Source organism: Anaerovorax sp. IOR16 (assembly GCF_017168145.1).
GTDB lineage: Bacteria > Bacillota > Clostridia > Peptostreptococcales > Anaerovoracaceae > IOR16.
Window position 1 is genome coordinate 114,693 of record NZ_JADQTL010000010.1, and the last position, 22,120, is coordinate 136,812.

At 38.7% G+C, this 22,120-nt stretch carries 34 protein-coding genes and 1 pseudogene; all 35 read right to left on the bottom strand.

The window, feature by feature from the left end:
* Positions 1-8 precede the first annotated feature (8 nt).
* Positions 9-659, bottom strand: coding sequence for an ethanolamine utilization microcompartment protein EutL (eutL, locus tag I2490_RS11105; RefSeq protein ID WP_206459839.1), 651 nt, complete (start codon positions 657-659; stop codon positions 9-11).
* 22 nt (positions 660-681) lie between these two features.
* Positions 682-1,572 carry an ethanolamine ammonia-lyase subunit EutC gene (eutC, locus tag I2490_RS11110; protein ID WP_206459840.1) on the bottom strand — a complete coding sequence of 297 codons (891 nt, stop codon included), beginning with the start codon at positions 1,570-1,572 and terminating at the stop codon, positions 682-684.
* Positions 1,573-1,587: 15 nt separating this feature from the next.
* Complete coding sequence (locus tag I2490_RS11115) at positions 1,588-2,958, bottom strand: ethanolamine ammonia-lyase subunit EutB (protein WP_206459841.1); 1,371 nt, start codon at positions 2,956-2,958, stop codon at positions 1,588-1,590.
* 53 nt (positions 2,959-3,011) lie between these two features.
* A complete protein-coding gene (gene eutA, locus I2490_RS11120; RefSeq protein ID WP_330634627.1) occupies positions 3,012-4,430 on the bottom strand; it encodes an ethanolamine ammonia-lyase reactivating factor EutA in 1,419 nt (472 codons plus the stop codon).
* Between the two features lie 144 nt (positions 4,431-4,574).
* Positions 4,575-6,008, bottom strand: coding sequence for a sensor histidine kinase (locus tag I2490_RS11125; protein ID WP_206459843.1), 1,434 nt, complete (start codon positions 6,006-6,008; stop codon positions 4,575-4,577).
* 15 nt (positions 6,009-6,023) lie between these two features.
* Positions 6,024-6,605: an ANTAR domain-containing response regulator gene (locus I2490_RS11130; RefSeq protein WP_206459844.1), complete on the bottom strand. Its 582-nt coding sequence runs from the start codon at positions 6,603-6,605 to the stop codon at positions 6,024-6,026.
* A 53-nt stretch (positions 6,606-6,658) separates the two neighbouring features.
* The gene (gene eutS / locus I2490_RS11135; RefSeq protein WP_209010612.1) at positions 6,659-7,003 is read right to left on the bottom strand and encodes an ethanolamine utilization microcompartment protein EutS; all 345 of its coding nucleotides are present in this window, start codon (positions 7,001-7,003) and stop codon (positions 6,659-6,661) included.
* Positions 7,004-7,238: 235 nt separating this feature from the next.
* A complete protein-coding gene (locus I2490_RS11140; RefSeq protein ID WP_206459846.1) occupies positions 7,239-7,748 on the bottom strand; it encodes a EutP/PduV family microcompartment system protein in 510 nt (169 codons plus the stop codon).
* A gap of 241 nt (positions 7,749-7,989) precedes the next feature.
* Positions 7,990-9,252, bottom strand: coding sequence for an S-layer homology domain-containing protein (locus tag I2490_RS11145; RefSeq protein WP_206459847.1), 1,263 nt, complete (start codon positions 9,250-9,252; stop codon positions 7,990-7,992).
* Positions 9,253-9,468: 216 nt separating this feature from the next.
* Positions 9,469-9,810: a 50S ribosomal protein L17 gene (rplQ, locus tag I2490_RS11150; RefSeq protein ID WP_206459848.1), complete on the bottom strand. Its 342-nt coding sequence runs from the start codon at positions 9,808-9,810 to the stop codon at positions 9,469-9,471.
* Positions 9,811-9,830: 20 nt separating this feature from the next.
* Entirely contained in the window at positions 9,831-10,778 is a 948-nt protein-coding gene (locus tag I2490_RS11155; RefSeq protein ID WP_206459849.1) for a DNA-directed RNA polymerase subunit alpha, read from the bottom strand.
* Between the two features lie 91 nt (positions 10,779-10,869).
* Positions 10,870-11,490 (bottom strand): 30S ribosomal protein S4, encoded by a 621-nt coding sequence (gene rpsD, locus I2490_RS11160; RefSeq protein ID WP_206459850.1) that lies wholly within the window; start codon positions 11,488-11,490, stop codon positions 10,870-10,872.
* A 21-nt stretch (positions 11,491-11,511) separates the two neighbouring features.
* On the bottom strand, positions 11,512-11,910 hold the full coding sequence (gene rpsK, locus I2490_RS11165; RefSeq protein WP_206459851.1) for a 30S ribosomal protein S11: 399 nt from the start codon (positions 11,908-11,910) through the stop codon (positions 11,512-11,514).
* 15 nt (positions 11,911-11,925) lie between these two features.
* The gene (gene rpsM, locus I2490_RS11170) at positions 11,926-12,297 is read right to left on the bottom strand and encodes a 30S ribosomal protein S13 (RefSeq protein WP_206459852.1); all 372 of its coding nucleotides are present in this window, start codon (positions 12,295-12,297) and stop codon (positions 11,926-11,928) included.
* 180 nt (positions 12,298-12,477) lie between these two features.
* The gene (rpmJ, locus tag I2490_RS11175; RefSeq protein WP_005999442.1) at positions 12,478-12,591 is read right to left on the bottom strand and encodes a 50S ribosomal protein L36; all 114 of its coding nucleotides are present in this window, start codon (positions 12,589-12,591) and stop codon (positions 12,478-12,480) included.
* 20 nt (positions 12,592-12,611) lie between these two features.
* Positions 12,612-12,830: a translation initiation factor IF-1 gene (gene infA / locus I2490_RS11180; RefSeq protein ID WP_206459853.1), complete on the bottom strand. Its 219-nt coding sequence runs from the start codon at positions 12,828-12,830 to the stop codon at positions 12,612-12,614.
* A gap of 85 nt (positions 12,831-12,915) precedes the next feature.
* Positions 12,916-13,662 carry a type I methionyl aminopeptidase gene (map, locus tag I2490_RS11185; protein ID WP_206459854.1) on the bottom strand — a complete coding sequence of 249 codons (747 nt, stop codon included), beginning with the start codon at positions 13,660-13,662 and terminating at the stop codon, positions 12,916-12,918.
* A gap of 1 nt (position 13,663) precedes the next feature.
* Positions 13,664-14,308, bottom strand: a complete 645-nt coding sequence (locus I2490_RS11190; protein WP_206459855.1) for an adenylate kinase — start codon at positions 14,306-14,308, stop codon at positions 13,664-13,666.
* Between the two features lie 16 nt (positions 14,309-14,324).
* Positions 14,325-15,605 (bottom strand): preprotein translocase subunit SecY, encoded by a 1,281-nt coding sequence (secY, locus tag I2490_RS11195; protein ID WP_206460324.1) that lies wholly within the window; start codon positions 15,603-15,605, stop codon positions 14,325-14,327.
* A gap of 7 nt (positions 15,606-15,612) precedes the next feature.
* The gene (rplO, locus tag I2490_RS11200) at positions 15,613-16,053 is read right to left on the bottom strand and encodes a 50S ribosomal protein L15 (RefSeq protein WP_206459856.1); all 441 of its coding nucleotides are present in this window, start codon (positions 16,051-16,053) and stop codon (positions 15,613-15,615) included.
* A gap of 18 nt (positions 16,054-16,071) precedes the next feature.
* Positions 16,072-16,251, bottom strand: coding sequence for a 50S ribosomal protein L30 (gene rpmD, locus I2490_RS11205; protein ID WP_206459857.1), 180 nt, complete (start codon positions 16,249-16,251; stop codon positions 16,072-16,074).
* A gap of 14 nt (positions 16,252-16,265) precedes the next feature.
* Positions 16,266-16,769 carry a 30S ribosomal protein S5 gene (rpsE, locus tag I2490_RS11210; RefSeq protein ID WP_206459858.1) on the bottom strand — a complete coding sequence of 168 codons (504 nt, stop codon included), beginning with the start codon at positions 16,767-16,769 and terminating at the stop codon, positions 16,266-16,268.
* Positions 16,770-16,785: 16 nt separating this feature from the next.
* Positions 16,786-17,154, bottom strand: coding sequence for a 50S ribosomal protein L18 (rplR, locus tag I2490_RS11215; RefSeq protein ID WP_206459859.1), 369 nt, complete (start codon positions 17,152-17,154; stop codon positions 16,786-16,788).
* A 16-nt stretch (positions 17,155-17,170) separates the two neighbouring features.
* Positions 17,171-17,718, bottom strand: a pseudogene (rplF, locus tag I2490_RS11220) (50S ribosomal protein L6).
* A 28-nt stretch (positions 17,719-17,746) separates the two neighbouring features.
* A complete protein-coding gene (gene rpsH, locus I2490_RS11225; RefSeq protein ID WP_206459860.1) occupies positions 17,747-18,145 on the bottom strand; it encodes a 30S ribosomal protein S8 in 399 nt (132 codons plus the stop codon).
* A gap of 28 nt (positions 18,146-18,173) precedes the next feature.
* Positions 18,174-18,359, bottom strand: coding sequence for a type Z 30S ribosomal protein S14 (locus I2490_RS11230; RefSeq protein ID WP_206459861.1), 186 nt, complete (start codon positions 18,357-18,359; stop codon positions 18,174-18,176).
* Positions 18,360-18,371: 12 nt separating this feature from the next.
* Complete coding sequence (gene rplE / locus I2490_RS11235; RefSeq protein ID WP_206459862.1) at positions 18,372-18,914, bottom strand: 50S ribosomal protein L5; 543 nt, start codon at positions 18,912-18,914, stop codon at positions 18,372-18,374.
* Between the two features lie 24 nt (positions 18,915-18,938).
* Positions 18,939-19,244 (bottom strand): 50S ribosomal protein L24, encoded by a 306-nt coding sequence (gene rplX, locus I2490_RS11240; RefSeq protein ID WP_206459863.1) that lies wholly within the window; start codon positions 19,242-19,244, stop codon positions 18,939-18,941.
* A 14-nt stretch (positions 19,245-19,258) separates the two neighbouring features.
* Positions 19,259-19,627, bottom strand: a complete 369-nt coding sequence (gene rplN, locus I2490_RS11245; protein WP_206459864.1) for a 50S ribosomal protein L14 — start codon at positions 19,625-19,627, stop codon at positions 19,259-19,261.
* 18 nt (positions 19,628-19,645) lie between these two features.
* Positions 19,646-19,903, bottom strand: coding sequence for a 30S ribosomal protein S17 (gene rpsQ, locus I2490_RS11250; RefSeq protein WP_206459865.1), 258 nt, complete (start codon positions 19,901-19,903; stop codon positions 19,646-19,648).
* Positions 19,904-19,922: 19 nt separating this feature from the next.
* On the bottom strand, positions 19,923-20,126 hold the full coding sequence (gene rpmC, locus I2490_RS11255; RefSeq protein ID WP_206459866.1) for a 50S ribosomal protein L29: 204 nt from the start codon (positions 20,124-20,126) through the stop codon (positions 19,923-19,925).
* Positions 20,126-20,560, bottom strand: a complete 435-nt coding sequence (gene rplP, locus I2490_RS11260; RefSeq protein ID WP_206459867.1) for a 50S ribosomal protein L16 — start codon at positions 20,558-20,560, stop codon at positions 20,126-20,128. The genes rpmC and rplP overlap by 1 nt, the downstream gene beginning before the upstream one ends.
* Positions 20,561-20,586: 26 nt before the next feature.
* Complete coding sequence (rpsC, locus tag I2490_RS11265; RefSeq protein ID WP_206459868.1) at positions 20,587-21,462, bottom strand: 30S ribosomal protein S3; 876 nt, start codon at positions 21,460-21,462, stop codon at positions 20,587-20,589.
* A gap of 24 nt (positions 21,463-21,486) precedes the next feature.
* Complete coding sequence (gene rplV, locus I2490_RS11270) at positions 21,487-21,819, bottom strand: 50S ribosomal protein L22 (RefSeq protein ID WP_206459869.1); 333 nt, start codon at positions 21,817-21,819, stop codon at positions 21,487-21,489.
* Positions 21,820-21,836: 17 nt separating this feature from the next.
* Complete coding sequence (gene rpsS / locus I2490_RS11275) at positions 21,837-22,115, bottom strand: 30S ribosomal protein S19 (RefSeq protein ID WP_206459870.1); 279 nt, start codon at positions 22,113-22,115, stop codon at positions 21,837-21,839.
* Positions 22,116-22,120: the final 5 nt, after the last annotated feature.

Sequence of the window (22,120 nt, forward strand, 5' to 3'; positions counted from 1 at the left end):
CTTCCATTTTAACCCAATGGGTTTTCCGCAACATACTCAATTGCAGCAGCAAACGCTTCGCAAGCAGCTTTACATGCAGACTGGCTGCCTGTAAGCAAAGCACCGCCGAAGTTTGTTTCGGATGGTGGTGCATATAAAACACACATTCTAACGTCTGCAGCCTTCATAGCGGCATCAACGCCATACATTGCCTCAAGCGGAGGTGCAATGAGATAAGCCAGAGCTTCGCCTTCTTTAATTCCTGCTCCTTCCGATAAATAAGAACCTGTTCTTGAAATGCAATGAGCATAATATGGAATAGAGTCATCCTCATTTGCGGATACGAAATGTGCAACATTTTCAATAAAATCAACACATGCTTTTAATCCGCTTTTAATTTCTGCAGGATTTGGTCCAGCTAAAATACCAATAATTTCTCCTGCTAATTTTGTATTGGCATTTGCTGCACCGCCATAAAAGCTTTTTGCATAAACAACTTTAACATCGGCTGCTTTTGTCGCTTCGTCCAAAGCGGTATATGTAACATCATCACAATCAGCCGTAATCAGACCTAATGATCTCTGATCCGGGGTCAATCTCAGTTCTTTTGCCAATTCCGGATTAACGTTCGGAATCACTTTTGTAGCCAATACCGTGGCCTTCAGGGGATCTCTTTTCATTTCCTAATTTCCTCCTTTTTGATTACAATTTCAAGTTTGTTCCACTTGCTTTCTTTTCCAGCATTATCTTAATAATCTCAGCAATATGAGCGCCAGCTTCTACCGGCATAGTTCCAGCTTTATGAATATTGGAAACTACAGTTCTTCTTGCTTCCGGCATACCTACGGTTGCTTTGTAAGCAATGTATGCACTCATAGATTCTGCGGTAATTAAACCAGGTCTTTCTCCAATTAAGGCGCAAATAACATCTGCATTTGTAATTTCGGAAATTTGATCCATAACACCGACACGTCCGTACTTTACAAAGAATGGTGTACCTACATCAATACCTTGACTTTGCAATCCCTGCATGATTCCAGGAAGGAGATCTTCAATGTTTGCTGCTACCGCTGCGGAAGATAATCCATCTGAAACGTAAATCTGTACGGTTGGATTCTTTTTACACTTTTCCTTAATTGTATTTACCGCATCTTCATTGAGCTTTCTACCTAAATCCGGTCTCGTTAAATAAATATCTTTATTTTCACACTGCGTTTGAACTGCAAATAAATTCATCTTTTCTAAAAACTCTTCATCAACATCGTTGAAAACAGCATCCTGTGCTGCAGAATGAGCTGCCTTAAATTGAAGCATAGGATCCGTTTTGTAACGTGCTCCACACTTTCCGATACCAAGACGACAAGGTGCAAATTGTTTTAATTCATAAAACACCTCACCATTTTGCGGATTTTCAACAAGGTATTGTTCACGAATATCCACTTCAGTTACATCAGGAATCGATCCATCTTCTATTTCTGGTATTCTCCTCTGCTCATCTTCACCATCACATTTCTGGTTTTCATTTGGTGCACTGCAAAGCTGCATTTCCTTTAACACCTGTTCAATAATTTGCTTTAAATCATTTTGTTCCATTGTTTTACCTCCCTTCTATTTTTTCAAAAATACAGAAGCATCTCCTGCCAAAGGTGTCAACTTCCCATTCTCTGAAAATCCCATTTTTTCCAACCAAAGATCAAACTCTTTAATTGGTCTTAATCCGAAAACTTCTCGAAGTGCAGCAGCTTCATGATATCCGGTGCACTGATACATAAGCATACAGTCATCACCCTGAGGTACACCCATGATATAGTTGCATCCGGAAGCAACAAGAAGGGTGGCTAGATTTTCAATGTCATTTTGGTCTGCTTTCATATGATTGGTATAACAAGCATCACATCCCATAGGAATTCCTGTGAGTTTCCCCATAAAATGATCCTCTAAACCTGCACGAATGACTTGCTTTGAATCATATAAGTATTCTGGTCCAATAAATCCAACTACTGTATTTACTAAGAATGGATTGTAACGTTTTGCAAAACCGTAGCACCGTGCTTCCATTGTCACCTGATCCCATCCATTATGTGCTTCTGAAGACAATTCCGATCCTTGCCCGGTTTCGAAATACATAACATTTGGCCCTGTACTCGTTCCTTTTTTCAGCATCATGTCGTGACCTTCATCTAACATAGTTGCTGTCAATCCAAAAGCTTCATTTCCTTTTTGCGAACCGGCGATGGACTGAAACATTAAGTCAATTGGGGCATTAAATTTGTCTGCTGCCTCTGTTTGTGTCGTTACATGAGCCAAAACACAAATTTGAGTTGGCACTTCCCATTTATTTTTAAATTCATCAAAACTCTTTAATATCCTTGCAACACTTTCTACCGAATCATCAACCGGATTTAATCCGATTACCGCATCACCACAACCTAAACTTAAGCCTTCCATCACGGATGCCATGATTCCTTTTGGATCATCAGTCGTATGATTTGGCTGAAGACGAGAAGAAAAAGTACCCGGAAGTCCAATGGTCGTATTACAATGTGCAGAAACTCTCATTTTTCTTGCACAGTAAATAAGGTCTAAATTCGTCATCAGCTTACAAACTGCTGCAACAATTTCACTTGTGATTCCTCGGGACGCTCTCCTTATCATGCTTGAAGTTGTCTTTTCATCAAGTAACCATTCTCTGAATTCTGCAACCGTCATGTGTTTCACTTCGTTAAAAATAGACTCATTCACTGCATCTTGTATGATTCTGGTTACTTCATCCTCCTCATAAGGAACTGCTGGTTGATTACGCAGTTCTTCCAATGTAATGTGAGATAGCACAACTTTAGCGGCTACACGTTCTTCTGCGGTTTCCGCAGCGATTCCCGCTAATTTGTCACCGGACTTTTCCTCGTTTGCCTTAGCCATTACTTCTCTGAGCGATTTAAACTCATAATTGTGGCCAAATAGCTTTGTTTTCAGTATCATGCTCCTTTTCACCTTTCCTTTCTCTATATTGATTTCTTCCAAATGGAAGCCATCTACGAATTAAAAATTAATGTTTTTACTACTACAGGCAATACATGACCACCCCCAACAGGCTCTCCTAAATCGACATAATCTCCACCTTGCGCTTTAATTCCGTCAATACAAACAACATCGGTCTTTCCTCGAAGCTTTATATTAATTGCATTACCTAAGGCTTTACCAACATCGGATTCCAACATTACAATTAAAGGTATCCCTTTTTTCTGTATAGAGACCGTCGCATTTATAATTGCATCCGCAAGTTTTTGAATAGAAGTAAAAGAAGAATACCGACTTCCCGTTAATGATATAGCGATCGGATCTAACTTATCTTCCGACTGATAAATGGGCATTTGTCGTAAAATTGCCTGAGAAACCAAATCTGGTGTTTCCTCATCCGCATCAGCAAGTCTAAGTATTGGAACGTTTTTCATCGGTAGCTTTTCTTTTTTATAAAAGATAGTACTTCCACTCACTTCCGTGGTATGGGTTCCCGCTCCAACCACAGTAGCGCGTATGGTTTCATCACTTTTATAACAAAGGACCTGATCCAAAATTCCACATCGGTTTATTTCCTGTCCAAGAAGAACACCAACATCCCCATATCGGAATAAGTCTTTCTCTTCTGGCTCATAGACATATCCTGCAACTCCGCCCGAAAAAGTAACTGCACTGATTTTTAAGTCTTCCGGTAAACCTTTCCCATCATTGGTATAAAGAATAAAATTCTTTTCTACATTTTTTGATAATTGTAAGGCTTCTTTTATTTGATTTGCCATCAGCTTGCAAATTTTTCTTAGCTTTGCTTCCTCAGCACTTTCTCCAACTTGAATCAAGATTCCATTTCTTTCTGCCAATTCTTTTAACTTCGTATAGATATATGTAATTTTTCCATTCTCCACTTTTACGAGACGCCCTCCGACATCAAGACAAGTTACTGCATAAAGGCTTCCTTTTCGAAATACAGAAATATTTGTTGTTCCTCCACCAATATCTAAATTTGCAACGATATTTCGATTTTCTTCGCTTAGTCGGTCAGCTCCGGCACCCCTACCGGAAAGAACAGACTCTAAATCAGGTCCTGCAGTTGCTACTACAAAATCACCTGCTAAATCACTGAGTCGATTTAATACCAAATTAGCATTTTGTTTCCGTGCAGTTTCTCCCGTAATGATTACCGCTCCAGTGGTAACTTGATCTGGAGTCATGCCAGCTTTTTGGTATTCATTTCGTATTATTTGGCTGACAGCTTCTGCATCAATTTCCGTAGAAGATTGAAGAGGAGTAAAATAAATTTCACTGGAATAAATCACTTCTTTATTTACAATCTCTACTCTAGGCACTGCATAAGCAGAGGCTCGATTTTCAATGGTTAATCGACTAAAAATAAGTTGTGTTGTTGAAGTTCCAATATCAATACCTACACTTATCACAACTTCCCTCAAATAAATCACATCCCTTCCATTCGTCTTTTATTGAAAACATAATGCAAAGTAATATTGTATTTAAACAAAAAACAGCCTAGACACAGAATTACTATCTGTACCTAAGCTGCTTCACTTAGTCTCGGAAAAATGTTACGTCACATTATCCATATTCGCTATTTTATTTTTAAAATCAAAATTGATTTTCGTTCCAAGATTTCCTGAATCAATTCGTAAGTTTCCTTTTAACTTTTCTTTTATAATGGATATTACTATGTTCAGTCCAAGACTGCTACCCTTAACCAGTTCAAAATCAAATCCTTTTCCATCATCGCTTACTTCAATATTGGAATACATTTGACCTCGTGTAATTTGAATGTGAATTAGCCCTTCAGGACGATTCGGAAACGCATGTTGCAAAGAATTATGCATAAGTTCACTCACAACTAATGCAACGGAAGTGGAAATTTCGGAATCGACTTGAAAATTATCACCTTCAATTTTTATAGCTACTTTTGTTGTTGGTTTTTGAAAATACTGTAAGGTGTTATTTTTAATATTTTCTAATACATCTCGAATATTAACCTGATCGACACCTACCTTAGCAAGCAACTCATGCGTGGTAGCGATGGCTAAAATTCGATTCATACTTTCATCTAAAATCATTTTTGCTTCTTCATTTTTTGTTCTTCTTCCCTGTAGCCTTAGTAAGCTGGCAATCGTTTGGAGACTGTTTTTTACTCGGTGGTGCATCTCTTTAATCGCTACAGATTTTAAAATCAGCTCTTTTTCTTTTTCTCTTATATGTGTAATATCTCGAATCATAATCGCAAAATCAACATTATTATTCTTTAAAAAAATTTGTTTTACTGTTAAATCTAAATTCGAAACGGAAACCTCTATACCGGAATAGCTGGCATCTTGATCAAACCATTCAAGATCTGATCCATGAAGTGCAATACCTTTATATGGCATCCCCAAAATATCATTCGTATAGCCCAATCGTTCAAAAATATCCCGCGCCATTTTATTTCGGAAGCTTACATACCCTTGCATGTCTACAAGAATGACTGCTTCATCAATATAATCTGTAAGCCATGAAGATTGTTCATCCATACGAGTAAGCATATCTGCTACAATTGCATAACTCGCATCGGAAAAACGAATGCGCTCACTCATTTCGCTGTTTTCATCGGCACGTTTTTCCTCAATCAGTACCCCAATCACTCGATCCCCATGCTTAATGGGCTCTACAGACTGTATTACCATGGTGGATTCTTGGGTAACTGCTTTCATCTGTTTCGTTGATAGCCCTAACCGAAAGGTTCTAGCAACAGCTGGCTCATTATTCGGTTTTGCCAATAGACCTACTACTGTTTTTTTATAAGAAGATGGAACATTCTCCGGTTTTGCTTCCGCAACTACGATTGCATCCACACCATCCGTAGTGGGACAATCAATAAAAAAATCTGCATCCTCTAAATTTGCCAACAGCTGTAAACCTAAGCCTAGCTGTTTAATTACCTCAATTTCTTCTCCTGTTAAATCTGTATATTCTTTACATAGTCTTTCAATGGTATCTGGCATACTATCACAATCCTTCTAAGTCAATATGATTTCTGCAATACGCTTCATAGAGACTTTTTTTTCTTTGCTTAAATTTTTAATGTATTCGTAAGCTTCTGCTTCCGACATTTTCATAGACTCCATCAAAAGTCCTTTTGCCTTTTCGATTATTGTCCTATTTTCTAATCTTTGTGATATACATTCACATTCTTTTTTTACTAGGGCCATTTCACGACTTCGAGCAACGGCAATTTCAATATTTGGAACTAGAGATTTTTCATCAATTGGTTTGACCATATATCCCGAAACACCTATATCTGTAGCGCTTCGGATAAATTCGCTATCACTGTATGCAGTAAGTAATAAAATGGTTTGTGCACTTCCTTCTTCGCAAATTACTTTTGCAGCGGACAATCCATCCAATAAGGGCATTTTAATATCTAGAAGGACGACATCTGGTTTTTCTTTTTTACAAAGTTCGATTGCATCAAATCCTTCGGATGCTTCACCGACTACATTGTAACCTGCGGTAATGAGCATTTCACGTAAATCCATTCTAGTTATGGGCTCATCTTCGGCGATGATTACCCGAATTCCTTTTCTTCCATTTTCCTTCATGGTATCACTCCTAAGGGCTATATTATGTGTTTTTTCCAGTCTCACGATGTCAATTATGTTTTGCTAATCTCAGTTGCCGCAAACCCCATTTTGTCACATAAAACTACCATAACATCTCTAATTGCAGCCTCGACAGCTGCAACATCACCTAGTATAACCAGCGTCCCATTAAATCGATCAACAAACCCAATGGAAATATTTGCTGCCTTGGATGCTACATCCGCCGCGATCATTGCTCCTTCACTTGGTGTAATTGTTAAAATGCCGATTGCACCCTTCTCTTGCACCATTCCCAACTTCGGATATAACTCTTTGTTCGGATTCGCAATAACATGCGCTAACGTAACCTGTTTTCCAGGAACAAATTCTTGTATAATTCGTTGTTTTACCTCTTCCAAATGCCTCACACACCTTTCTTGCTTAAGGATAATGAGTTGCTTACCATGATATTGTACAAGCAATTTTACAAAAAAAGCACCTAAACAAATACATTGTATTCTGTCTAGATGCTACTTCGCATTCTTCCATTGAGCCCTTTACTACGCCGCACAGTGCTCTTTAACTTTATAGTAAGCATTATATAGAAATGTATTTTTGTTGTCAAGCATCTATTCATTAATTTTTCTCAATATTCTATGAATTGGATATTGCTTTCACTTTATTTCTGATATACTTTAGAAAGGGTTCAAAACCCAATCCCTTAATGCTGCTCGTAACAAAGCATTTTTCTGCACCTGCACGGACTAAATGACTGATTGCTTGTTGAATTTGCTCTGTATTTGCAGCATCACTCTTTGTTATTATACCGATGATTGGTTTTCCTGCAAACATCATCCCGAAAGAGGGCGCAAACATTGTACCATCTTCTGTAGCATCTTGTACAAGTACAATTATCTGAGCGTCGGCTGCTGTGACAGAAAGTGCACCATAAAAACCCTTTTGCTCTAAATATTCACCTGGTGTATCTAAAATGCAATGATCAATAAACTGTACCGTTTGGGTTTTATGATAATGTAGTTGTTGGTTTGTTAAATATTGACAAAGTGTTGTTTTACCGCTATGAGATCTTCCTACTAATATCATTCGAGGAAAACTGTTTCCACTATCTTTTAAGGATTCTAAGGTAATCTCTTTCTTTATCATAAGAAGAACATCCTTTCATTTTTGCTGTTTCGTCAATTATAGCATTCCTTATTATAATTTCAAATCCTTAAATTCTTTTCTATTCCATACAAGGTATGCTCACGATATTTTTTTATAACAAAAAATAGAGCATATAAGAAATTTCAATTTAAATACTCTTAATAGGAATCCTTATTGAAGTTTCTATCTATGCTCTTTCATAATATTTCTTTGTATTGTAACTTTTTATTTTATATTTGCGCTACATATTAATGGCATCTTGTTGCGTTACAATAATAATAACATCTGCGCTTTCTATTGAATCATCTGTGATATCATAAGCCCGAATTAAACAACCTTTCTCTATAGCATGAATCCTTCCATTTTCATATTCATCAATCGCCCCCTTATAAAATTCCGCTGTATAAATATCAACATACTTCGATAATTTTATTTGTGTTGCATTAGCATCTTCCAGAGTGATAATGTCATCCTTTTTATCTGTAACAGTTACCCATTTGTGTGTCAATTCTTTAAAATGACTTATAAATTTGCCATCTGCACTAATATCGGTTATGAAGCCATTCACCACTTTTAAACAATACAGTTCGCCATCTTTTACAATTGGATATGGGACTTTGCAGTTCTCATCCGTCACTAATAAATATGTTCGATTAGCTGATATTAATTTTACCTCATAAACTTGTATCTTATTAGCGTTATTTACTTTCATTATATCTGAAATTATCCCTACTTTTACCTCTATAACATCCTTCTTATTATCTGTATTTTTTTCATTTATTACAAGATTTTTGTCTTCCGTATTCTTTTGCTCCTTCTCGTCTGCTTTTATTGCAGATTCGGTTGGTATTAAAGTAGCCGGATTAACGGTTACACTATCATCCACTATTTTACTTTTTCTATCTATTTGATTGATAAATTCATTCATCATTAATACTGCATCGCCTCTATTTACTTGCTTGCCTGAATCAAAATGGCTTAAATCGCTGCTGATTTCTTTAAAAAACGAAAGTTCGAAAGCTTTGTTTAAATAATTCTCTGGCCATTCCCCTTGTAGATCACTTCCTCTATACCCCATGGCATTTACAAGCATAGCAGACAATTCGTTATAATTTACATTTTGCTGGGGCATAAAAGTACCGTTACCATATCCACTTACTATGCCGTTTTGTGCTAAATAATTGATTGCCTGTTCAGCCCATTTATATCCTTGCAGATCTTCATATCCGCTATCTTTTGCCTTCATCATTGCAGCATTATTCACGTTCATACAATTTAAAATTGCAATGCAAGCTTCAGCTCGGTTAATGGCATACTCTGGGCGAAAAGTGCCATCTTCATATCCCTTGATAATCCCTCTGCTCATTAAATTCTGTACTGCATCTTCATATCTTGTTCCTTCCACATCAATCGGCAAATTCTGATTGATTTCAACTGCAAATGAAACTATGCTTCCTGCTGATACCATCAAAAGTACCAAAAAAAACATCAATACTTTTTTCATTTTTTCCCCTTTCAAATTTCATATTGTAAATAAATAATTTTATAGTTTTATTATATGTTAATATTTAAAATTTTCAATAATTTATTTAAACTTTAAAAATATTTAATAATTTAAATAAATTTTGGAAGGGCAAGAATGATTAAACAAATATTTTTACATAATAAAAAAAGCCTGAAGGAAATCCTTCAGGCTCTGTATTTGATTCACAAAATCAGCTTATACTAATTCTAAAAATACCAATTCGGCACAGTCCCCTCTTCTAGGTCCTAGCTTTAGAATTCTGGTATAGCCACCGTTACGTTCTGCATATTTTGGTGCAATTTCATCAAACAGCTTTGTTACTACATCTTCATCAAAGACATAAGCAAGTACCTGTCTTCTTGCATGCAAATCTCCACGCTTTGCCAATGTGATCATCTTTTCTGCTTCTCTTCTCGCTTCTTTTGCTCTTGTATCAGTCGTTGTAATACGACCTTCTCTCAGAAGATCGGTTACAAGGTTTCTCAACATAAGCTTTCTATGAGCAGTCGGTCTGCCTAATTTTCTATAACCTGGCATAATTCATCCTCCTTCCGCAATTATTCTTCGCTCGGCTTTAATCCAAGGCCTAATTCTTCTAACTTGTGCTTTACCTCATCCAAAGATTTCTTACCAAGGTTTCTAACCTTCATCATATCATCTTCCGTTCTATGAGTCAGCTCTTCTACAGTATTAATTGCCGCACGTTTTAAACAATTGAAAGAACGAACGGAAAGTTCAAGCTCTTCAATAGTCATCTCTAAAGCTTTTTCTTTCTGATCTTCTTCTTTTTCAACCATGATTTCAACCGAATCCATGCTATCTGTTAAGTCAATAAATAATTTCAAATGCTCTTGCATAATCTTTGCACCAATAGAGACGCCTTCATCAGGGGCAATGCTACCATCAGTCCAAACCTCTAAAATCAGTCTATCATAATCTGTTACCTGACCAACTCTAGTATTCTCAACCATAAAATTGACTTTACGAACCGGTGTATAAATGGAATCCACCGGAATCACCGCAATCGGAGTAGATTCTGTTTTATTCTGATCTGCAGGTACATAACCTCTTCCTTTTGCAATGTTAATTTCCATTACTAAAGTCGCATTTTCCTCCAAGGTTGCTATATGCAGATCCGGATTGAAGATATCCAAATCACTGTCAGCAATGATATCTGCTGCAGTTACCACTTTCGGCCCAACTGCATTGATGATTACTCTTTTTGTACTTTCATTGTTTAAGCGAACAGCGAGTTTCTTTAAATTAAGAATAATCTCGGTAACGTCCTCTTTTACACCCGGAATGGTTGAAAATTCATGAAGAATGCCATCAATTTTTACAGATGTTACAGCGGCTCCAGGAAGTGAAGAAAGTAGAATTCTTCGCAAGCTGTTACCTAATGTTGTACCATATCCTCTCTCCAGAGGTTCAACTACAAACTTACCATAGCTCATATCCTCATCCGAATAGATACACTCGATTGTTGGCTTTTCAATTTCGATCACTCAAAATCCCTCCTTTTTTAATCGAATTAACTGGAGGAATTCCCACTCGGCCTAGGCCGCGGAATTCCCGTATGGGACCATCTTACGTGGCTTACTTTGAGTACAATTCGACGATGAGATGTTCTGCGATCGGTGTATCGATGTCTTCTCTTCTTGGCATTGCAAGAATTTTACCTTCAAGCTTATCTGGCTCAACCGTAATCCAGTTTGGAGTGCTGATAGACATTTCTCTAATTTCTTTAAACTTAGGAGAAGAAGCACTCTTTTCCTTTACTTTAATTACGTCACCCGGTTTTACTTCAAGGGAAGGAATGTTTGCTTTCTTTCCATTAATCGTAAAATGTCCGTGTCTCACGAGTTGTCTTGCTTCTTTTCTTGAAGAAGCAAATCCCATTCTATATACTGCATTGTCAAATCTTGTTTCTAACATGATTAACAAGTTTTCACCGGCAATACCCTTTTTCTTTTCTGCTTTATCAAAATAATTTCTAAACTGAGTTTCCAGTATACCATAGAAACGCTTTGCTTTTTGCTTTTCTCTTAGCTGTAGACCATAATCAGAAATCTTCTTTCTGCTCTGACCATGCTGTCCCGGAGCGTAGCTTCTCTTATCAATAGCACATTTGCTGCTATAGCATCTTTCGCCCTTTAAGAACATCTTTTGGCCTTCTCTTCTGCATAATCTACAAGCAGGACCTATATATCTAGCCATATTAACTACACCTCCCTTTCACTAAACTCTTCTTCTCTTTGGTGGTCTGCATCCGTTGTGTGGAATTGGAGTAATATCTTTAATCATATTAATCTCAAGACCTGCAGTCTGTAATGCTCTGATTGCAGCTTCACGTCCGGAACCAGGTCCCTTTACGTATACTTCTACGGTCTTAAGTCCATGTTCCATAGCGCCTTTTGCAGCTTCTTCTGCCGCCATTTGTGCTGCGAATGGTGTAGATTTTCTAGAACCCTTAAATCCTAAAGAACCAGCACTGGACCAAGACAATGCATTACCGCTTAAATCGGTAAGAGTTACAAGAGTGTTATTGAAGGTCGATTGGATATGAGCTTGACCGCGTTCAATATTTTTACGTTCTCTTCTCTTTTTACGAACCGTCTTTTTTATTGCTTTTGCCATTTTAATCTCCCCTCCTTACTTCTTCTTCTTTCTACCAACTGTCTTCTTAGGACCCTTACGAGTTCTTGCGTTGGTCTTTGTCTTCTGTCCGCGAACAGGAAGACCTCTTCTATGTCTGATTCCTCTATAGCAACCAATTTCCATCAATCTCTTAATGTTTAAGGAAACTTCTCTACGAAGGTCTCCTTCTACGTTGTATTCGCTATCAATGATTTTTCTGATTGCACCTACCTCGTCCTCAGACAAGTCTTTAATTCTGGTATCTGGGTTGATTCCAGCTTCTTCTAAAATTTTAGCAGAAGTTTTTCTACCGATACCATATATATAGGTGAGTCCAATTTCTACTCTTTTGTCTCTTGGTAAATCGACACCGGCTATACGAGCCATCCTTACACCTCCTATTTTTTCCTTTTTTTGTCCTTTCCATACAGGACTTTATGGAAAACAATTTACTAGTCTCCAATTGCTTCTATTTGAATGCCCTTAAGTTGTTTCGTTGCCTCCCGGCAAGAAAACACAGCCGCTCCCTAGGGTACATCCTTCTGATTTTGTGACGATTGTCGTTTATCAGCCTTGTTTCTGCTTATGCTTTGGATTTTCGCAGATAACCATAACTTTACCGTTTCTCTTGATTACCTTGCACTTTTCGCAGATAGGCTTTACTGAGGCTCTTACTTTCATATTAATCCTCCTTAACTGCTCTATTTGTCTCTCCAGGTAATTCTACCTCTAGAAAGATCGTAAGGTGACAATTCCACCTTTACTCTGTCTCCCGGTAGAATCCTGATAAAGTTCATTCTAATCTTACCGGAAATGTGTGCAAGCACTTCATAACCATTTTCAAGTTTTACAACAAACATAGCATTAGGTTGTGCTTCCAACACGGTGCCAAATACTTCTATGACATCTTTTTTTGCCATATATGGCGCACCTCCTCCTTTACCCGGTTCTACTTATTTAACAATACCGATTCATTCATTTGCAATAGATTTTACTTAGCTGCTTTTATAAAGTCAGCAGTTCAGGTTCATCTTCCGTAATCACAACCGTATTCTCATAATGAGCGGAAAGCTTTCCATCACAGGTCTTTACTGTCCAATTGTCCAGCATTACATCTACCTCATAGCTTCCTTGGTTAATCATTGGCTCAATTGCAAGTACCATTCCCGGAACAAGCTTTGGACCTCTACCGGGCTTTCCGTAATTCGGAATCTGAGGATCCTCATGCATCGATCTTCCAATGCCATGTCCAACGTAATCTCTTATGGCAGAAAATCCAGCGGCTTCAACAGTTACCTGAATGGCATGAGATACATCTGATAGACGAAATCCTGGCTTGCAGAATTTTAAGCCTTCAAAAAAACTCTGTTCTGTTACTGTGATTAAGCGTTGTGCTTCTTCAGAAATTTTTCCTACACCATAAGTTCTTGCAGCATCGCTGTAATACTTATGGTGTATGGTTCCTAAATCAACACTGACAATATCTCCGTCTATCAGCTTCCGTTTCTTTGTCGGAATGCCATGAACAACTTCGTCGTTTACCGATATGCAAGCACACGCAGGGAATCCACCGTAACCTTTAAATGCAGGAATCATATTATTTTTTAAAATGGTTTCCTCCACATAATCATCGATGTCCTTTGTACTCATTCCCGGCACAATGATGCTCGGGAGTTCTTTCAGCATGGCCTTTGTCACAGTAGCCGCTTCTCTCATAATATCAATTTCTTCTTGTGATTTCAGAATAATCATTCTATGCTCCTAAAACCTCCACAATTTCGCTAAAGACTTTGTCTAAAGCGCCAGCTCCATTAATATGAGCAATGTTTCCGGCTTTTTCATAATAATCAATCAGTGGACTCGTTTGCTCAAGATAAACTTGAAGACGATTGCTTACTGTCTCCAATGTATCGTCCGCTCTCTGGTAAATCTCTCCACCGCAAACATCGCATATACCTTCCTTTTTCGGAGGCATATTTTTTACGTGATAAGTTGCACCACAGTTTTTGCAAACTCTTCTACCAATCATTCGGTCAATCAATATATCTTTTTCTACATCAATGTCCAAAACCTTATCGATTGCCGAATTTTTTTCTTTTAAATAAACATCAAATTTTTCTGCCTGATAAACGGTTCTTGGAAAACCATCCAATAAAAATCCGCCCTTGCAGTCATCTTCTGTCAAGCGATCCTCTACTAATTCAATCACTAAATCATCCGGAACAAGCTCTCCCTTAGACATATACTCTTGCGCTTTTTTGCCAAGAGGTGTTCCTTCTTTTACATTCTTTCGAAAAATATCACCAGTAGAGATATGAGGAATATTATATTTCTCAGCAATTTTGGTTGCTTGTGTACCTTTGCCGGCACCCGGAGGGCCTAACAAAACTAAATTCATTTTTTTTATCCTCCAATTATTTCAAGAAGCCTTGGTAGTTTCTCATTACCATTTGCGATTCCAGCTGCTTCATCGTGTCAAGTGCAACACCGACTGCAATCAGAAGGGAGGTTCCACCGAAACCAATCTGCAAATGTGTAAACTGTTGCAGAAGGGTTGGCATGATGGCAATGGCAGCTAAGAATACTGCTCCTACAAAAGTAATTCTTGTCATAACTTTGTTTAAATAATCAACGGTTGGTCTTCCCGGACGAATTCCAGGAATAAAACCGCCATTTGCTTTCATATTATCAGCTACTTCCATCGGATTAAATGTAACTGCCGTATAGAAATACGTAAAGAAGATAATTAACAGTACATCCAATGCTGCATACAGCCATATACCGGGTGCTGGAGCTGCTGGAGATAACCATGCATGCACAAAATTAGCAAATCCCGTATTTGGCCAGAAATAAGTTAAGGTCAATGGGAACTGTAACAAGGAAATCGCAAAGATAACCGGAATTACACCTGCCTGATTTACCTTCATTGGAATGTGTGTGCTTTGTCCGCCATACATCTTTCTTCCAACCACTCTCTTTGCATACTGAACAGGAATTTTTCTCTGTCCCTGTTGTATAAGGACAATACCTACGACTACAACAAATGCAAACAGGATAAAAAGAATAACGGAAAGCCAAGATACATCACCAGCTTGAAGCTTCGTCCAAGTCTGAGCAATACCACCAGGCATTCTGGATACAATACCGGCAAAGATAATCAAAGAGATACCGTTTCCGATTCCTTTTTCATTAATCTGTTCACCGAGCCACATAAGGAATGCCGTACCAGCTGATAACGTCATAACAATGACTATTACAGAAAAAATATCTGTGCTAACCAATGCGCGACGGAATAAGCCAACTGTCAATCCAACTGCTTGAACCAAAGCCAAAACCACTGTTAAATATCTTGTATATTGTGCTATTTTTTTCTTACCTTCGGTACCCTCCTTTGCAATTTCCTCAAGACGAGGGATTGCAATGGTGAGTAACTGAAGAATAATCGATGCCGTAATGTACGGCGTGATGCTGAGAGCAAAAATGGTGAAGTTACTAAACGCACCGCCAGAAAACAAGTCAAACAATCCAAATAGGCCCGCATCATTTGAGTTAAATAACTGTGACAACGTAGCTCTGTTAATACCCGGTACCGGAATGTTCGATCCCAAGCGGAAAACAACCATCATAAATACTGTAAACATAATTTTATTACGAATATCTGAAATTTTCCACGCTTGAGCCATTGTTTTAATCATGCTCATATTAGATCACCTCTGCCTTTCCTCCGGCAGACTCGATTTTTTCAATTGCTGTTTTACTAAATTTCTGAGCCTTTACGGTTACGTTCTTCTCGAGTGTTCCATTTCCTAGAATTTTAATACCGTCAACAACCTGCTTCGCAAGTCCTTTTTCCATTAGTAGCTCAGGTGTAACCACGGTTCCATTTTCAAATACGTTTAATGCTTCGACATTAACACCAACGTATTCTTTTCTCCAGATGTTTGTAAAACCTCTCTTCGGGATTCTACGATACAATGGCATCTGTCCGCCTTCAAAACCAAGTCGAACGCCGCCGCCACTTCTAGAATTTTGACCGTTCATACCTCTACCGGCAGTTTTACCCTGACCAGTAGCAGTACCTCTACCTTTTCTCTTCGGCTTTTTGGTTGACCCTTCAGCCGCTCTTAATTCATGTAGTTTCATTCTCATACACCCCCATTCTTAGTCTTCTACTTTTAAAAGATGTGATACTTTTGCTACAGCTCCGCGCGTTTGCGGTGTATCTGGGAGCTCAACTGTATGTCGAATTTTTCTTAGTCCTAACGCTTCTACCACTTTTCTCTGAGCAGGGGAAGCGCCGATTACACTTTTAATCAGTGTGATTTTCACTGTCTTAGCCATTTTGCGTTTCCTCCTTATCCTAAGATTTCTTCCTTAGTTTTCCCTCTTAGTCTGCATACTTGATCAAGTGTTTTCAGGTTTCTTAGTCCTTCAACTGTCGCGTAAGCCATATTTCCATTGTTATTAGAACCAATCGATTTCGCTCTTACATCTTTCAGTCCAGCATGTTCCAATACGGTACGAACGGAACCACCCGCGATTACTCCAGTACCCTGTGCAGCAGGCATAATCAATACTCTTCCTGCTCCAAATACACCTAAAGATCTATGTGGTATCGTTGTTCCAACCATTGGAACTAATATTAAATTCTTTTTAGCATCTTCGATTGCTTTTCTTACTGCTTCAGGAATTTCCTGAGCTTTTCCAAGGCCGCAACCTACATGACCTTCACCGTCACCGATTACTACAGTTACGCTGAATCTGAAGTTCTTACCGCCTTTAACAACCTTCGCAACTCTTCTGATGTTTACGATCGATTCTTTTAAGTCAAGCTTGGATGCATCAATCATATTTCGCATTCTGTTCCTCCTCCTGTTAGAATTTGAGTCCAGCTTCACGAGCACCGTCAGCTAATTCTTTCACTCTCCCGTGATATAAGAATCCACCTCTGTCGAAGCATACTGTTTCGATACCCTTCTCTAAAGCTCTCTTTGCAATTGCAGCGCCTACTAGCTTTGCAGCTTCTTTGTTCCCACCATAAGCAGCCTGTGCTTTGATGTCATTATCCAAAGAAGAAGCAGCAACTAAAGTCTTTCCAGCAACATCATCAATGATTTGTACGGAAATGTTCTTTATGCTTCTATAAACGCACATTCTTGGTCTTTCAGGAGTTCCAGATACATCTTTTCTAACTCTGGCATGTCTTGCCAGACGTCTATCATTTCTACTATCTTTCTTTGCCATTTCTATTCACTCCTTCCTACTTTTTCTTAGCGCCGGCCTTGCCTTCTTTTCTACGAACTACTTCATCAATGTAACGAACGCCCTTGCCCTTATAAGGTTCTGGCTTTCTCCACTTACGAATGTTTGCTGCGTAGTTTCCAACAAGTGCCTTGCTGATGCCTTTTACCGTAACTTCCGTAGGAGAGGTAACCTCCGTCTGGATTTCATCTGGATCCGGCATTTCGATTGGATGTGAATATCCTAAATTAAGAACAAGTACTTTACCTTTTTCTCAGCCTTGTAACCAACACCAATCAATTGAAGTTTCTTTTCAAATCCGTTGGTTACACCGACAATCATGTTCTGAATTAATGTTCTGGAAAGTCCGTGTGCGGATCTTGCTTCCTTAACATCATTGTCTCTCGTTACGGTCAACACACCGTCATTCATTTCTACTTTTATTAAATTGCTAATCTGCTCCTGCAGCTCTCCCTTTGGTCCTTTTACAGTAACAAGATTGCTGTCACTGACTTTTACTTCGACACCAGCAGGAATCGTTACAGGGAGCTTGCCTATTCTTGACATTTGCTATACCTCCTAATTCCTTCTCTTGTTACCAAACGTAGCAAATTACTTCGCCGCCGACACCAAGTTCTCTAGCTTCCTTGTCGCTGATCAATCCCTTAGATGTAGAGATGATTGCAATTCCTAAGCCACCAAGTACCTTAGGCACCTCGCCGCTTTTTGCATATACTTTTAGTCCCGGTTTGGAGATCTTTTTGATTCCACTAATTACTCTTTCTTTGTCAGTACCGTATTTCATTTGAACTCTAATTACGTCCTGAACTTCGTTCTCTATTACATCGTACCCTTTAATATAACCTTGTTCGATTAAAATTCCTGCAATCGCTTTTTTCATCTTAGAAGCAGGAATATCAACGGTAGCGTGTCCTACAGTATTGGCATTTCTGATTCTTGTAAGCATATCTGCTATAGGATCTGTCATGGTCATAGTTCAAGTGCCTCCTTCCTTTTTAATACTACCAGCTGGCTTTTCTTACGCCAGGAATTTCTCCTTTATAAGCCAATTCTCTGAAACAGATACGGCAGATACCGTATTTTCTCAAGTATGCATGCGGTCTTCCACAGATTCTGCATCTAGTGTATTCCTGTGTGCGATACTTTGCTTTTCTCTGTTGCTTTACTTTGAGAGATGTCTTTGCCATAATTCCCTCCTACTACTTTTCAAACGGCATACCGAGCAATTCCAAAAGCGCCTGCGCTTCTTCGTCAGTCTTAGCCGTTGTTGTGAATACAATGTTCATGCCTCTGATTTTTTCTACCTTATCATAGGAGATTTCAGGGAAAATTAATTGTTCCTTGATACCCATGGAAAAATTTCCTCTTCCATCGAAGGAATTTTTACTTACACCCTTAAAGTCTCTTACGCGAGGAAGTGAAATGTTAAAGAATTTATCTGCAAATTCATACATTCTTTCGCCTCTTAAGGTTACCTTTGTACCGATTGTCATACCTTCTCTAAGCTTAAAGTTAGCGATAGATTTTCTTGCTTTTGTAGCAACTGGCTTTTGACCGCTAATCAAAGCAAGCTCTTCAATTGCCATTTCAACCAACTTTGCATTGTCTTTGGAATCTCCAAGGCCCATATTAATGGTGATCTTCTCTAGCTTAGGAACTTCCATAACATTCTTGTATTTAAACTTATCCATTAAGCCGTTAAATACTTCATTCTTATATTTGTCTCTTAGTCTAACTGCCAAGATTATTCCCTCCTTTCAAACTGATTAGTCCAAAACCTGGCCCGTTTTCTTGGATACTCTCTTCTTATGACCGTTCTCAACCTTGTATCCAATTCTGGTTGGAGCCTTAGCCTTTGTATCGTAGTACATTACATTGGAAACATGAATAGAACCTTCCTGGTGCTTGATTTCACTCTGCGCCGTTCTGGTTTGTTTCTGATGCTTTGTCTGAATGTTTACACCTTCTACGATGACTCTTTCAGTCTTAGGGAATACCTTTAAAACCTTACCCTTTTTACCTTTATCTTTACCGGTAATTACTAATACCGTATCATCTTTTCTAATCTGCATCTTCTCACCTCCCATTAAAGTACTTCAGGTGCCAAAGACACGATTTTCATGAAGCTCTTATCTCTTAGTTCTCTTGCAACAGGCCCGAAAATACGAGTCCCAACAGGATTCTTATCATCCTTAATAATTACTGCTGCATTTTGATCAAACTTCACATAACTGCCGTCAATTCTTCTGGCTCCCTTGCAAGTACGTACCACTACGGCCTTTACAACATCACCCTTCTTTACAACACCACCAGGTGTTGCATCTTTAACGGCACATACGATAATATCGCCAATGTTCGCGTATTTACGGCGTGTTCCACCGAGAACACGGATACACAATAATTCCTTAGCGCCTGAATTATCAGCAACTTTTAATCTGCTTTCCGGCTGAATCATAATTGGTGCCTCCTTCTACTATTTTACCTTTTCAATTATGTTTACAAGTCTCCATCTCTTATCTTTACTTAGAGGTCTTGTTTCCATAATTCTTACTTTATCACCGATATTGCACTCATTTTCTTCATCATGTGCCTTAAAGTTCTTCGTTCTCTTTACTGATTTTCCGTAAAGGGAATGTCTAACGGACTGTTCCACAGCGACAACGATTGTTTTATCCATCTTATCACTGGTAACGAAGCCAACTTTTGTCTTTCTTCTGTTTCTGTCTAACATGTTTGCACCCTCCTTCCGGTTAACCTTCTACTTTCTTAAGTTGTTTTTCTCTTAAGATAGTCTTTACGCGAGCGATATCTTTCTTGATATCTCTCAATTTAATAGGGTTTTCTAACTGACCAGTTACATGCTGGAATCTTAAGTTGAATAATTCATTCTTAAGCTTCTTTACCTCTGCGTTCAGTTCAACCTCAGACATATTTCTAATGTTTTCAATTTTCATTACGCTTCACCACCTTCTGCTAACTCTTGGCCTTTGATGGCAAATTTACACTTTACAGGGAGTTTGTGCATTGCAAGTCGCATAGCTTCTCTTGCAGCTGCTTCCGATACGCCCTCAATTTCGAACATAACTCTTCCCGGTTTTACAACAGCTACCCAATACTCAGGAGCACCTTTACCGGAACCCATACGTACTTCAGCTGGTTTCTTAGTCACTGACTTGTGCGGGAAAATCTTAATATATACTTTACCGCCTCTCTTGATGGATCTTGTCATCGCGATACGTGCGGATTCTATTTGGTTTGAACGAATCCAACCACATTCCTGTGCAACTAATCCATACACACCATAGGTGATGGTATTGCCCTTGGTTGCTACGCCCTTCATTCTTCCTCTGTGGACTCTACGACGTTTTACTCTTTTTGGCATTAACATCGTTTCACTCCTCCTTTCTCTGACGATTATTCTTCTACGCTTGCAACTTCTGCTTCTACAGCTACTTCTTCTTGAGGTGCTGGCTGAGCCGGTTTCGCAGGACGTTTTCTAGGGTTTACAAACTTCTTTTCTTCTTTAAAGTCTCTGTCACCTCTAGAGCCTCTTCTGTCACCGCGATCACCACGATCTCTTCTTGATCTGTCGTTATTGCGGTTATTTCTACGGCCTTCTGGTTTTCCAGATTCTTCTGGTAAATTGCTCTTTAAACCTTTAGTCAAAATTTCTCCATGGTTAATCCAGACCTTAACACCAAGCTTACCATAAGTAGTGTCTGCTTCTGCAAAACCATATCCGATATCTGCTCTCAAAGTGTGTAGTGGAACATTACCTTCACTGTATTTTTCGCTTCTTGCAATTTCCGCACCGCCAACACGACCGGAAACGACAACTTTAATTCCCTTTGCGCCAGCTTTCATTGTTCTGCCGATTGCCTGCTTCATAGCTCTTCTGAAAGAAATTCTCTTTTCCAAAGCCTGTGTAATATTTTCTGCAGTTAATTGCGCATCAAGTTCGGTTCTTCTTACTTCTATAATGTTAATTTGAGTGGTCTTTTTCGTTAATTTTTCAACCGCACGCTTTAATTGGTCAATGCCATCTCCGCCACGACCGATTACCATACCTGGCTTACCTGTCAGTACGGAAATCTTTAACTGGTTGTTTGCTGCTCTTTCGATTACTACTTTAGAAACTCCAGCGGCATATAGCTTTTTCTTTACAAATTCTCTGATTTTCTGATCTTCTACCAGATAATCAGCAAAGTTTTTCTTATCTGCATACCATTTGGAATCCCAGTCTTTTATAACGCCCACTCTTAATCCATGTGGACTTACTTTCTGACCCATTCAATAAACCTCCTGTCCTGAAAATTATTTTTCCTTTAGTGTTACGCCAATGTGGCTGCTTCTCTTAAGAATAACGGATGCACGTCCTTGAGATCCTGCTCTCCATCTCTTCATAGTAGGTCCCTGATGTGCATACACTTCAGCAACATAAAGCTTATCGACGTCCATATCGTGATTATTTTCTGCGTTTGCTGCTGCAGATTTTACTACGTTTTCCACCAACTCCGCACCTTTGCCCGGAGTAAATTTTAAAATAGTCAGTGCCTCCTGCAGGCTCTTTCCTCTTACTAAATCAGTAACAGGCTTAAGCTTGATCGGAGACATTCTAACGTATTTTGCAACTGCTTTTGCTTCCATCTTTCATATCTCCTTTCTTATCTCTTGACCTTAGAAGACTTATCCGCATGTCCTCTATAGTTTCTTGTAGGAGCAAACTCTCCAAGTCTGTGTCCTACCATATCTTCAGTGATGTACACTGGAACATGTTTCTTTCCGTCATGTACAGCAATTGTGTGTCCTACCATCTGCGGAAATATAGTTGATGGTCTTGACCATGTCTTTAATACTTTCTTTTCGTTTGCTGCGTTCAACTCTTCAATTGCTTTCAAAAGCTTTGCATTGACGAAAGGGCCTTTTTTTAGCGATCTACCCATTTAAT

What these genes read in the sequence shown, in the direction of transcription:
- eutL (WP_206459839.1), bottom strand. Translation starts at nt 659, where the DNA reads ATGAAAAGAGATCCCCTGAAGGCCACGGTATTGGCTACAAAAGTGATT.
- eutC (WP_206459840.1), bottom strand. Translation starts at nt 1,572, where the DNA reads ATGGAACAAAATGATTTAAAGCAAATTATTGAACAGGTGTTAAAGGAA.
- I2490_RS11115 (WP_206459841.1), bottom strand. Translation starts at nt 2,958, where the DNA reads ATGATACTGAAAACAAAGCTATTTGGCCACAATTATGAGTTTAAATCG.
- I2490_RS11125 (WP_206459843.1), bottom strand. Translation starts at nt 6,008, where the DNA reads ATGCCAGATACCATTGAAAGACTATGTAAAGAATATACAGATTTAACA.
- I2490_RS11130 (WP_206459844.1), bottom strand. Translation starts at nt 6,605, where the DNA reads ATGAAGGAAAATGGAAGAAAAGGAATTCGGGTAATCATCGCCGAAGAT.
- I2490_RS11140 (WP_206459846.1), bottom strand. Translation starts at nt 7,748, where the DNA reads ATGATAAAGAAAGAGATTACCTTAGAATCCTTAAAAGATAGTGGAAAC.
- I2490_RS11145 (WP_206459847.1), bottom strand. Translation starts at nt 9,252, where the DNA reads ATGAAAAAAGTATTGATGTTTTTTTTGGTACTTTTGATGGTATCAGCA.
- rplQ (WP_206459848.1), bottom strand. Translation starts at nt 9,810, where the DNA reads ATGCCAGGTTATAGAAAATTAGGCAGACCGACTGCTCATAGAAAGCTT.
- rpsD (WP_206459850.1), bottom strand. Translation starts at nt 11,490, where the DNA reads ATGGCTAGATATATAGGTCCTGCTTGTAGATTATGCAGAAGAGAAGGC.
- rpsK (WP_206459851.1), bottom strand. Translation starts at nt 11,910, where the DNA reads ATGGCAAAAGCAATAAAAAAGACGGTTCGTAAAAAGAGAAGAGAACGT.
- rpsM (WP_206459852.1), bottom strand. Translation starts at nt 12,297, where the DNA reads ATGGCTCGTATAGCCGGTGTCGATTTACCAAGAGACAAAAGAGTAGAA.
- rpmJ (WP_005999442.1), bottom strand. Translation starts at nt 12,591, where the DNA reads ATGAAAGTAAGAGCCTCAGTAAAGCCTATCTGCGAAAAGTGCAAGGTA.
- infA (WP_206459853.1), bottom strand. Translation starts at nt 12,830, where the DNA reads ATGGCAAAAAAAGATGTCATAGAAGTATTTGGCACCGTGTTGGAAGCA.
- map (WP_206459854.1), bottom strand. Translation starts at nt 13,662, where the DNA reads ATGATTATTCTGAAATCACAAGAAGAAATTGATATTATGAGAGAAGCG.
- I2490_RS11190 (WP_206459855.1), bottom strand. Translation starts at nt 14,308, where the DNA reads ATGAATTTAGTTTTGTTAGGCCCTCCGGGTGCCGGCAAAGGTACACAA.
- secY (WP_206460324.1), bottom strand. Translation starts at nt 15,605, where the DNA reads ATGATTAAAACAATGGCTCAAGCGTGGAAAATTTCAGATATTCGTAAT.
- rplO (WP_206459856.1), bottom strand. Translation starts at nt 16,053, where the DNA reads ATGAAACTACATGAATTAAGAGCGGCTGAAGGGTCAACCAAAAAGCCG.
- rpmD (WP_206459857.1), bottom strand. Translation starts at nt 16,251, where the DNA reads ATGGCTAAGACAGTGAAAATCACACTGATTAAAAGTGTAATCGGCGCT.
- rpsE (WP_206459858.1), bottom strand. Translation starts at nt 16,769, where the DNA reads ATGCGAAATATGATTGATGCATCCAAGCTTGACTTAAAAGAATCGATC.
- rplR (WP_206459859.1), bottom strand. Translation starts at nt 17,154, where the DNA reads ATGGCAAAGAAAGATAGTAGAAATGATAGACGTCTGGCAAGACATGCC.
- rpsH (WP_206459860.1), bottom strand. Translation starts at nt 18,145, where the DNA reads ATGACCATGACAGATCCTATAGCAGATATGCTTACAAGAATCAGAAAT.
- I2490_RS11230 (WP_206459861.1), bottom strand. Translation starts at nt 18,359, where the DNA reads ATGGCAAAGACATCTCTCAAAGTAAAGCAACAGAGAAAAGCAAAGTAT.
- rplX (WP_206459863.1), bottom strand. Translation starts at nt 19,244, where the DNA reads ATGCAGATTAGAAAAGATGATACGGTATTAGTAATTACCGGTAAAGAT.
- rplN (WP_206459864.1), bottom strand. Translation starts at nt 19,627, where the DNA reads ATGATTCAGCCGGAAAGCAGATTAAAAGTTGCTGATAATTCAGGCGCT.
- rpsQ (WP_206459865.1), bottom strand. Translation starts at nt 19,903, where the DNA reads ATGTTAGACAGAAACAGAAGAAAGACAAAAGTTGGCTTCGTTACCAGT.
- rpmC (WP_206459866.1), bottom strand. Translation starts at nt 20,126, where the DNA reads ATGAAAATTGAAAACATTAGAAATATGTCTGAGGTTGAACTGAACGCA.
- rplP (WP_206459867.1), bottom strand. Translation starts at nt 20,560, where the DNA reads ATGTTAATGCCAAAAAGAGTAAAACGTCGTAGAGTCCACAGAGGAAGA.
- rpsC (WP_206459868.1), bottom strand. Translation starts at nt 21,462, where the DNA reads ATGGGTCAGAAAGTAAGTCCACATGGATTAAGAGTGGGCGTTATAAAA.
- rplV (WP_206459869.1), bottom strand. Translation starts at nt 21,819, where the DNA reads ATGGAAGCAAAAGCAGTTGCAAAATACGTTAGAATGTCTCCGATCAAG.
- rpsS (WP_206459870.1), bottom strand. Translation starts at nt 22,115, where the DNA reads ATGGGTAGATCGCTAAAAAAAGGCCCTTTCGTCAATGCAAAGCTTTTG.